Source organism: Niastella populi, from assembly GCF_002078015.1.
GTDB classification, from domain to species: domain Bacteria; phylum Bacteroidota; class Bacteroidia; order Chitinophagales; family Chitinophagaceae; genus Niastella; species Niastella populi.
In genome coordinates this window covers 146,975-156,957 of the sequence record NZ_LWBP01000134.1, presented here as the reverse complement: position 1 = coordinate 156,957, position 9,983 = coordinate 146,975, and the positions used below count along the sequence as shown (strand labels likewise).

Below are 9,983 nucleotides of genomic sequence, written 5' to 3'. Positions count from 1 at the left end.
AACCCTGGGTCAACATGGCAAGAATTTACAAGAACTACTTGTTTACAACTATTTTCCGGGTTATTGTTTGGGCCAGGGTTTGGATTTTTACAAAATAGACTCCATTGCTCAGCGTTGAAACATCCAGGCTTATGCGACCGCCATCGAAAGAAGGTGACCTTACTTCTTTAACGGCTCTGCCTGATTGATCGAGGATGGTGATGGTTGTAAAACCATTGGTATTACAACCATCGATAAATAACTTGCCGCTGGTTGGCACAGGATATACGTTCAATATTGCAGGGTTAATGGCTTCATTGGTAGTTTTTGTTGAGTTAGTTACTGTTCTCAATCCTGAAATAGCATTATTATAACAGTTGCCTGTATATTGGTAGGCTTCGATTATAGGACTACCACATGCAATATTATACCCATATGTATTTATAGAGGCTTCAAACTCGCTACCAGGCTGGGCATCAAATCCATTTTGAAGCTCTATTATAGACCCTGATCTGTATGCTACAGTTTGACCGGCAGGAACTATTACATCCACATCGTTTTCGGTGGTGATACTATTATCAGCTTTTTCTTCTGTTCCCTGGCTATATGTAACACCTGTTATTAATTTGTCTGAGATAAAGGTTGGGTTTTCAGTATAGTTTGAATACGGAAGCGGGTATTGCCATGAATATCTTGTATAATGCCGCTCCCTTAAATAAGGATCCATTGTTCCCTGCGACACATCTATTTCATAATCATGAATATAAACAATGGGCTTATTTTCAGGATCGTTTTTCCTTTTTAATACAGCTTTTAATCTAAACCAAACTTTAGTTTCCTTACGAGCATTAAAAGCAAGACCATTTATGCATTCAATATTAACATAGGGGGTCTGAAACGTGTGCAACTTTTTTTCCGTATCAAATGTGGTAACCTGTAGCCTTCCCGACTCCAGATCGGGGCGCATTAAATTATAATCTACATAAAGAGAGTAACCGTCGTAGTTCTCAAGTCTTACATTTTTCTTAAATAGATCATAAGAAGCAATATTATTTGCATCAGGAAGAACTTGCCCCACTATAGCACCTTGAACAGAAACCAAATCCAAGTCGGCGCTATTATATGACACTTGTAAATCGTTTTTCACTTTATAGGATAAATAATCAGACCTGTCAGTGGCGATACAACATTGCGAATAGCGGGCAGCGTGGCCCCTTGTATATAAAACCGAATCAGCCCTTGGCGTGTTTTTTAAATTCACCAATCCAAGCGGGCATTTGTAATAAGTAGCATTATCATTGTTTATTTGAATAGTACCGGGAACCCGCAAAATAAATGACTGCTGTACAGTCTTGGCAGTGAGCGTACCATTCAATTCCATATCATACGAAGTATAAGTAGGCATGGAGGCTGGTTTATTTGCAGAACCACCTGAAAACAATCCGATCATTTCTCCAACGAATTTTAAAATGGTCCCTGCGGTTCCTGTACCGGTAGCAAGACCTGTGGTTGCATCACCCAACATTGTAAGGAAGTCGACGTCGTTGTTCGAGTTATTGCTAACTTTAGTAGCCTCCTGTTTTATTTTACCTTCCACACTGTTTTCAGAAGGATTTGACTCTGACGTTTTATCTTTAACCCTTTCAGCAAAAGTTTTGGCCACATTTCGTATTTCAGTAAGCGACTTGCTGAACTTACTGAATTTTTCCCCTAAGGCTGAAAAATTATATGTTTGTCCGTTGCTTGAAGTAGGCGCATTTTTTGGCACGTATGAAAAACTATACAATGAAGGATTACTACCAGATACGCTTCTTCCTTTAATGATTGCTTTCATTTCATTGGTAAGTACTCCATAAATTGTAAATTTTAAGCCTGCCCCGGTATACGCCCCGTCCTGAATGTTTGGGTCGAAACCTGGATTGAATTCAGCTACATTCCATCTGGTAGATCCCCCTTGTTCAGTTACTGAAACCACCTTCTTTCCGTATTTTTCTGATAAATTAGCGCTACGAAAAGCTTCTGGTGTACCTGCCAATTCATCACCAAGCGATGTTGTGGCAGGGTATGGGGAAGGCATAGTAGGTTCCATGGTCACAAGCATGGAGGTGAATCCATCCGGAGTTTCCGTTTTATAAATAAACACTCTTATTAGACCAGTATACTTATTATACAAAACAAAATAAGGGTAGGCTGTAACATGGGTACATCCAAAATCTCTTTGTAACAGCTCCCAGCCTTTTGCCTTTGTATAATCTTCATTTTGTGAAATTATGTCCAATGCACTTGTAGGTGAGTTTACAAAAGGAGAGCCCATTGCAGTTAGTTTCGTACTTATACTGCTGGTGCGGGCGTACCAATGTTTACAAAAATTAGCATCCGTTGGTTTTATTTCCCAGTTCCAGTTAGAGTTACCGCTTGCATCACCATAATTTCCACATACAAACTGGTTGGCAGTGATATCTGAATAATCATCTGCGCAAGCCTGTGAATATCCTTTAAATGGAAGGATACTCAGACATATAAATATTAGCTTTAAAAAAGTTTTCATATCCTTCTGTACAAGTTTTAATGTCAATGTAATTCCTTGTCCATACAATTTGAAACCCTGATCATTTCTTTCTGATTTCCTTTATCTCCTTTTTCATTTGCTCATTCTCTTTTTTAAGCTCGATCACATATAAAGTAAGCTCTTCGATTTTCTCCAGCAGCTTTACATTCATTGTAGCCAGCTCAAAACCTCCTTCCTTTTTAACTTCTTTTGCTGAAGGAATTCCAGGCAGGTGTTTGTTCTGATTGATGTAATTTTCCAAATTTGACAGTGGTCTTAAAACGTATGTAGAATCAAAAACATAATCTGCAAAAGAAGTATTGGTAACTTTTACACCGCGGGCAGCTATTTTACCTTCTACAGCGAGCTTAAATTCGCCAGGATTGGCAGTACCAATGCCAACATTACCATCATAGGTTATACGCAAACCTTTGCTTCCATTACACCATGGGCCAATTACAAGTGCTCCTGCATTTGGATTATCTATAGTTGACGTTTTCCACATAAGCATGTGGTCACCTGCCTGTGTAAGGCCATTCCATGCCCCTTGTGAAGAATTGGTTTGAAGTGTGATGTCTTTTTGAGCAGTATTACTCAACCAAAGGCCATCGTTCTGACTGTTAATTGATACAGTTAATTTTCGTATAACATTTGGACCGGTTCCAATACCAACACTTCCACTCGCGCTGATTGTAAATCTTTCCGTTTGTGACTGACCAAATACTCCACTGTTCCAAATAGCGAGCCGGCTGTCTGCCTCTTTTGTAATAGCAACACCGCCGGCTGAATTATCACCCAATAAAATGCTTCCATAGTTTTGTGTGTTAATATGTAATTGTGTTGCTGGTGTAGTTGTACCAATGCCGACATTCCCATCTCTGTATGTATCACCGGTAGTGGTAGCGCTTCCACCCCATTGTGCAAATGAACCGGTTCCAATGAATAATAAAGCAACTGAAGTTTTTAAGGTCTTTTTCAACATAAAATATAATTTGATGGTTAAGAAAAACAAGAGGATATCCTGTTCAGCACCCAAGCCGAAGAATTAAACAAGTTGATGATATAAGAGAAATTTGTTTACGGTCAACTGCAATTGTTACAATGCAGTTCATTTGCTCTATTGGTATGCTTATATAAAAAGACGTTATGCAGGAGACTGCAGAAGTGTAAAGTTTCTACTTGCATAAATAAGGTTTAGATGTTGTTCAAATCTAGTGAAATAGCAATCACAAAATTCTTCTTTTTAATATCCGTGCAGTTTTGCCAATAAGCGTGTAAAAACGACCGATAAGTGTGTAAGATTTTTTATTGCCGGCCACTTTACTGTCCGTATATCCAATACCGGGTTACCCCGAGCTATTTATCGAGGCAAAACTATGATGCTATAGAATAGAATCCTAATATCGGGAAGTTCTTCTTTGCTCACTTATTCACCGGAGCATGAAAGTCATCACTCCATCACAATCACATACCCGCGTTGGTCCTTCGAATGGCTGCCAACAATAGTGTAGGTGCCACTGGCATGTATAAATGGTTTTAACCAGGAAGGGCATGTTTTCAACTGGTCGATTATCTGCGCAAATGAGTAAGCCGGCCCTTCACAAAAGATCCACTCTTTGGCATCTTCGGGAACGGCGGTAATTGAATAATTGGGGAAAGAACTTAACACCGAACGCACTTCATTGCCGCTTTTTTCATCGCCGGCCAGGTAAAAGCTGGGCGTGCCTTCATATTTTATAGATCGCTCGCCATGTTCCCTGCTTACAACGGTTATGGCAGCCCGCAGCCATATCACGGCTTCGAGCAGGCCCGTATAAAACCACGCCAGTTCACCATGGAAATGTTTCTGTACAAACTGTACCATTGCCTTATAAAACTGACGTACGTATTTACTGTCCTTCCGGGTGCTTTCACCTTTGAAATGTATTATAGTACAGGGAGCAAAATAGTAATTATGGTACCCTGCCTGCTGAATGCGGTAACTCAGGTCTATGTCTTCACCATACATAAAGAACTGCTCGTCGAACCCGCCGGTTTTGTCGAGCGCCGCTTTTTTTACCATCATGAACGCACCTGATAAAATATCTACCTTATTTGTTTCCTGGTTGCTAAGGTGGCCCATATAGTAACGGGCAAAGATCTTTGAATGGGGGAGCCAGCGGGTTAAACCGCTCATTTTACAGAACGATACCCACAACGAGGGGAACCCTCTTTTCGATTCTTTCAAATACTGGCCCGTACCATCTATCATTTGCACCCCAAGCGCACCGGCGTCGGCGGTAGACTCCATAAATGCAATGCATTTCGTAAAGGCATCTTCAGGTAAAATGGTATCGGGGTTCAGGAAAAGGATATATTTTCCGGCAGCCTTTTGAATTGCCTGGTTATTGGCTTTTGAAAAGCCCTGGTTCACCGGATTCTTTATGTATTGAACAAAGGGGAAACGGCCCTGCAGGTATTCTATGCTTTTGTCGGTTGAATTGTTGTCTACCACCCATACTTCCACATCAGGCCCGCCGGTTTCAGCAGTCACCGCCCCAATAGCCTTCCGTACGGAACATAAACATTGTTCCAGAAAGTATTTAACATTATAGTTCACAATAATAACAGACAGCAGCATAGTGCTGCAAAATAGGACAGAAGTTTCAGGTTACAAGGTCCAGATTACAGGGTAATTTCATTCCGGAACCCCAATTATCAGCCAATAACCCTTTTGCCTCCCCTGCCCACTGTAACCTGCAACTTGTAACCCGGGTAACCCCTTATCTTTGCGCCATGTTAAAAGAAACTTTAATAAACGCCACCGAAGCCGGCGCCAAAGTGATGCAGCATTATTTTAATTCTAAAAATCTGCTGATCAGCAATAAAGAAGGTATCAATAACCTGGTTACGGAAGCCGATCACGCTTCTGAAAAAGCCATTTTCGATACCATCAAAGAACAGTTTCCCAACCACTACATCATGAGCGAGGAAGCGGGGGAGATCATCATGGACAGCGAGTATAAATGGATCATCGACCCCATCGACGGAACGGTGAACTATGCTCACGGTATTCCCATTTGTTGCGTTTCCATTGGTTTGGAGCACAATGGCACCATGCTCATGGGCGCTGTGCTTAACCCGTTCATTAAGGAGTATTATTTCGCCGAAAAAGGCAATGGCGCTACGCTCAACGGCGAGCCCATTCACGTAAGTATCGAAAGCGACATTAAGAAATCGTGCCTGGTAACCGGTTTCCCATATACTTATATCAACCTCCCCAATGGACCGCTGGAAGCATTCTCCCGGTTCATCAGGGCCGGTATCCCGGTTCGCCGCCTCGGTTCAGCCGCTATGGACCTGTGCTGGGTTGCCGCCGGCCGGTTCGACGGTTTTTATGAGCATAAATTACAGGCCTGGGACAGCGCCGCCGGATTTTTAATTGTAGAAGAAGCGGGTGGTAAAGTAACTGATTTCGAAGGCAATCCATATTCACCCTATCAACCCCATATCGCCGCTACCAATGGAAAGATACACGACGATATGTTAAAATGGGTGAACGACAAGGCATAATTCCGCGCCTTCGGCGCGTTAAATTGGCAATAAGCAATTGGCAGGGGTTGCTGATTTTCGCACCAAGCCATAATTCGCAAATTTCCTGTTGTTCATTGCTTCCTGTCAACTGACACCCTGTTAGCTGCCGAATAATTCTATAACTTTAATATTCTTTTTCAACTCCGCCCTCGCTTCGCGAAGCGAGGGCGGAGTATTGCTATTGATTGTAAAAGATTTCATATTAGCACCATGAGTGAAAGCAGAACAGAAATTAGTTCCCTCGGCGAATTTGGTTTGATAGACCATTTAACGAAAAACATAGAGTTGCAGAACGCGTCTTCCATACTGGGCGTTGGCGACGATGCGGCGGTGATCGATCATTTTGGAAAACAAACCGTTATAACCACCGATCTGCTGATCGAAGGCATCCACTTCGACCTGATGTATACACCCCTGAAACACCTTGGGTACAAAAGCGTGATCGTGAACCTGAGCGACATCTACGCCATGAACGCCACGCCCACACAAATAACGGTAAGCATTGGCATCAGCAACCGCTTTAGCGTGGAAGCCATCAGCGAATTCTATGAAGGAATTTATGCAGCCTGCGAAAAATATGGGGTCGACCTCATTGGCGGCGATACCAGTACTTCGCAAAAAGGGTTCGTTATATCGGTTACCGCCATTGGTGAGGTAACGCCCGGCAATTTTGTAAAAAGGAATACTGCCCAAAAAGGCGACCTGCTTTGCTGCAGCGGCGACCTCGGCGCAGCTTATGTTGGACTGCTGTTCCTCGAGCGAGAAAAGCAGATCTATATGGAACACCCACAGGTTCAACCCGATCTGGAGGGAGAAAGTTATGTAATCGGCCGCCTGTTGAAACCCGAGGCCCGCAAGGATATAATAGAGTTCCTGGAGGCCCAGAACATTGTTCCCACATCTATGATGGATGTGAGCGATGGCCTGAGCTCAGAAATACTCCACATTTGCGAACAAAGTCAGCTTGGTTGTGTATTGTATGAGGAAAAATTGCCCATAGCCGATGAAATGCGCAAGGCAGCCTTTAAATTTGAAATAGACCCAACGGCCTGTGCGCTCAGCGGTGGCGAAGATTACGAATTACTGTTCACTATGAAACAATCTGATTACGAAAAGATCGTTTTAAATGAACAAATTAGCGCCATAGGTTATATGACCGATGCCGCTGAAGGAATAAAAATAAATACTAAAGGCGGGCAGGTTCACAATATTACCGCCCAGGGCTGGAACGCCTTTAAAAAATAAACGGTGATTGCATGATGCAGAAGATATCCTACGTAGCCATTATTGTTTTTGTCACTGGCCTCATTGGCTGCTCTGCATCGCGACAATCATTTGATCCTCAACATAAATACACCAAAAAGCAACTACAGCAGGATTATCGTGTGTTCCGCGGTGTTCTGGAAGAATCGCACCCCAGCCTGTATTGGTTCACCCCAAAAGACAGTATGGACCTTTTCTTCAATGAGGGCTTCAACCGTATTTCCGATTCCATGACCGAAATGCAGTTCCGCAATGTACTTTCCTACGTTATCAGCAAGGTGCATTGCGGGCATACCGCAGTAAAATATTCCAAACAATACGGCCGGTACATCGATACCGCCAAATTGAAAATGTTTCCCTTGAGCTTTAAGGTTTGGGGCGACTCTATGGCCATAACAGCCAATATCAACAGAAAAGACTCGATCTTAAAATACGGCACCCTGGTAACCGCCATCGATGGCTATAGCACCCGCCAGCTTACCGATTCTTTCATGAACTACATTTCGGGCGACGGCAACAGCATAACCGGCCGGTACCAGTCGCTCAGCAACAGCGGTTCGTTTGGAAGCCTTTACCGGAACATAATCGGGTTGAAAGATCAGATAGCGGTAACCTACATCGATAGCACCGGTGCAGAACAAACGGTAAAAGTACCTGTGTTCGACCCGGCCTGGAAGGACACTACCAAAAAAGCGCCCGAAACACCCACTATTGCCGCACCAAAGCCACCCAAAGAAAGAATGCGGAACCTGCTTCCTTTAAGCGCCCGTTACGTTCAAATAGATACCACGCTTTCTTCTGCCTACATGACGGTTCATACATTTGCAAGGGGTAACAGATTACGGTCGTTTTACCGCAAAGCTTTTCGCGAACTGAAACGCCGCAACATACAACACCTGGTTGTTGATGTAAGGACCAATGGCGGGGGCGATGCCGGTTTGTCGACCCTGCTGACCCGTTACCTGGCCGATAAGAAATTCAAACTCGCAGATTCGTTATACGCAGTTCGCAGAAGCAGTAAATACCACAAATACATTTCGTGGCAGCCCTTCTACTGGTCGCTGATGCAGTTTGTAACGCATAAGAAAAACGACGGGCTGTACCATTTCGGTTATTTTGAACGCCATTATTTCCATCCCAAAAAACGCCATCATTTCAACGGCGATATTTACCTGGTTACCGGCGGCAATTCTTTTTCTGCCACCACCCTTTTTGTAAAAGCATTACAGGGACAACAAAACGTAAAAGTAATTGGGGAAGAAACCGGCGGCGGCGCCTATGGCAATTCTGCCTGGATGATCCCCGACGTTACGTTACCCAACACCAGGGTGCGCTTCCGCCTTCCCAAGTTCAGGCTGGTTATGGATAAGGACCTCGTAAAAGAAGGCCGGGGTATTATGCCTGATATTATAGTGGCGCCTACCCGCGAAACCATTCTTCGTGGAATTGATCCCAAGGCGGCAGTTATTCGCCGTATCATTATGCAAAAAAAGAAGATCGGTATTGCTCAGCAATAAACCCGTTCCAGTTCCAGTAAATTATCAAAGACAACAAAGTCGGCGCGGTAGCCTTCTTCAATTTTACCCAGCTTTTTATCTTTAACAAGCTGTGCGGGATAAGCAGCCGCCATGCGTAATGCCTCTTCGAGCGATATACCTGCATGAGCAACCGCATTTTTTACGCATTGCAGCATGGTCAATGCAGAACCTGATAAAGTACCATCGGGCAATGCGTAGCGGTCGCCGCTGAACAGGTGTTGATATTCGCCTGAAGTGGTTTCGGCCACTGCATCGGTTATAAAGAAAAGCCGGTGTTGCAATATTTTTTTTGCGATATGTACAGCCGCATAATCCACATGCACCCCATCACAGACAATACTGCTCATTACAAAAGAATGGTTCATGATAGCGCCTACCATACCGGGTTCGCGGTGTTGCAATGGCGACATGGCATTGAATAAATGCGTGGCGGCAGGAATGCCTTTATTAAAGCCTTCCATGGCCTGCTGGTAGGTTGCATTGGTATGGCCGGCGGAAAGAATTACATTATGCGCTTGCAGTAATTTTATAACCTCATCATCGCATTGTTCCGGCGCCAGCGTCATCATTTTAAAAACACCTTCGCCTTTTTTCAACAGCATTTCCACTTCGGCCACCGTTGGCTTTTTCACACAGTTCGCCAAATGAGCGCCGCGTTTCGAAGCATTGATGTATGGCCCTTCGAGGTGCAGGCCCAGCAACCCTTTTCCACCCTGTTGCCAGTATGCGCGCACCACTTCAAAGCCCTGCACGAATTTTTCGATCGTATTGGTGGCCATTGTGATCATAAAATGGGCACATCCGCCATGCAGGCAATATTCATACGTAGCTTTTAACGATTCTACGCTGAGTTCCTGTGAGAACAATTTTCCGTTGCCGCCATAGATCTGCAAATCTACAAACGCCGGGGCCAGGGAAAAGCCTTTCAGGTCTTCGTTTCTGTATTGCGATGGAATGCTGTCTGCATTTACCAACCCTACTATTACCTCGTTATCTGTCAATACCGCCTTGTTGCTTTCAAAACTTTCGCCTGTGAATATTTTTCCGTTGGTATATGCTGTGTACATGAATGATTTATTGGT

At 43.8% G+C, this 9,983-nt stretch carries 7 protein-coding genes; 3 read left to right on the top strand and 4 right to left on the bottom strand.

The features are described 5' to 3' along the window. Positions 1 to 34 precede the first annotated feature (34 nt). The 3 genes from A4R26_RS12955 to A4R26_RS12945 form a co-directional block, all read right to left on the bottom strand. Complete coding sequence (locus A4R26_RS12955; protein ID WP_081164192.1) at positions 35 to 2,527, bottom strand: T9SS type A sorting domain-containing protein; 2,493 nt, start codon at positions 2,525 to 2,527, stop codon at positions 35 to 37. A 61-nt stretch (positions 2,528 to 2,588) separates the two neighbouring features. After that, positions 2,589 to 3,509 carry a hypothetical protein gene (locus A4R26_RS12950; RefSeq protein ID WP_081164191.1) on the bottom strand — a complete coding sequence of 307 codons (921 nt, stop codon included), beginning with the start codon at positions 3,507 to 3,509 and terminating at the stop codon, positions 2,589 to 2,591. Between the two features lie 468 nt (positions 3,510 to 3,977). Then, positions 3,978 to 5,147, bottom strand: coding sequence for a glycosyltransferase family 2 protein (locus A4R26_RS12945; RefSeq protein WP_081164190.1), 1,170 nt, complete (start codon positions 5,145 to 5,147; stop codon positions 3,978 to 3,980). 155 nt (positions 5,148 to 5,302) lie between these two features. On the opposite strand from A4R26_RS12945, the gene A4R26_RS12940 reads away from it, so the two are divergent. The 3 genes from A4R26_RS12940 (at position 5,303) to A4R26_RS12930 (ending at position 8,880) form a co-directional block, all read left to right on the top strand. Then, on the top strand, positions 5,303 to 6,079 hold the full coding sequence (locus A4R26_RS12940) for an inositol monophosphatase family protein (protein WP_081164189.1): 777 nt from the start codon (positions 5,303 to 5,305) through the stop codon (positions 6,077 to 6,079). 231 nt (positions 6,080 to 6,310) lie between these two features. Further along, positions 6,311 to 7,345 carry a thiamine-phosphate kinase gene (thiL, locus tag A4R26_RS12935; RefSeq protein ID WP_081164188.1) on the top strand — a complete coding sequence of 345 codons (1,035 nt, stop codon included), beginning with the start codon at positions 6,311 to 6,313 and terminating at the stop codon, positions 7,343 to 7,345. A gap of 11 nt (positions 7,346 to 7,356) precedes the next feature. Then, positions 7,357 to 8,880 carry a S41 family peptidase gene (locus tag A4R26_RS12930; protein WP_081164187.1) on the top strand — a complete coding sequence of 508 codons (1,524 nt, stop codon included), beginning with the start codon at positions 7,357 to 7,359 and terminating at the stop codon, positions 8,878 to 8,880. Here the strand turns inward: A4R26_RS12930 and nagA are convergent. Beyond that, positions 8,871 to 9,968 (bottom strand): N-acetylglucosamine-6-phosphate deacetylase, encoded by a 1,098-nt coding sequence (gene nagA / locus A4R26_RS12925; RefSeq protein ID WP_081164186.1) that lies wholly within the window; start codon positions 9,966 to 9,968, stop codon positions 8,871 to 8,873. The genes A4R26_RS12930 and nagA overlap by 10 nt on opposite strands. Positions 9,969 to 9,983: the final 15 nt, after the last annotated feature.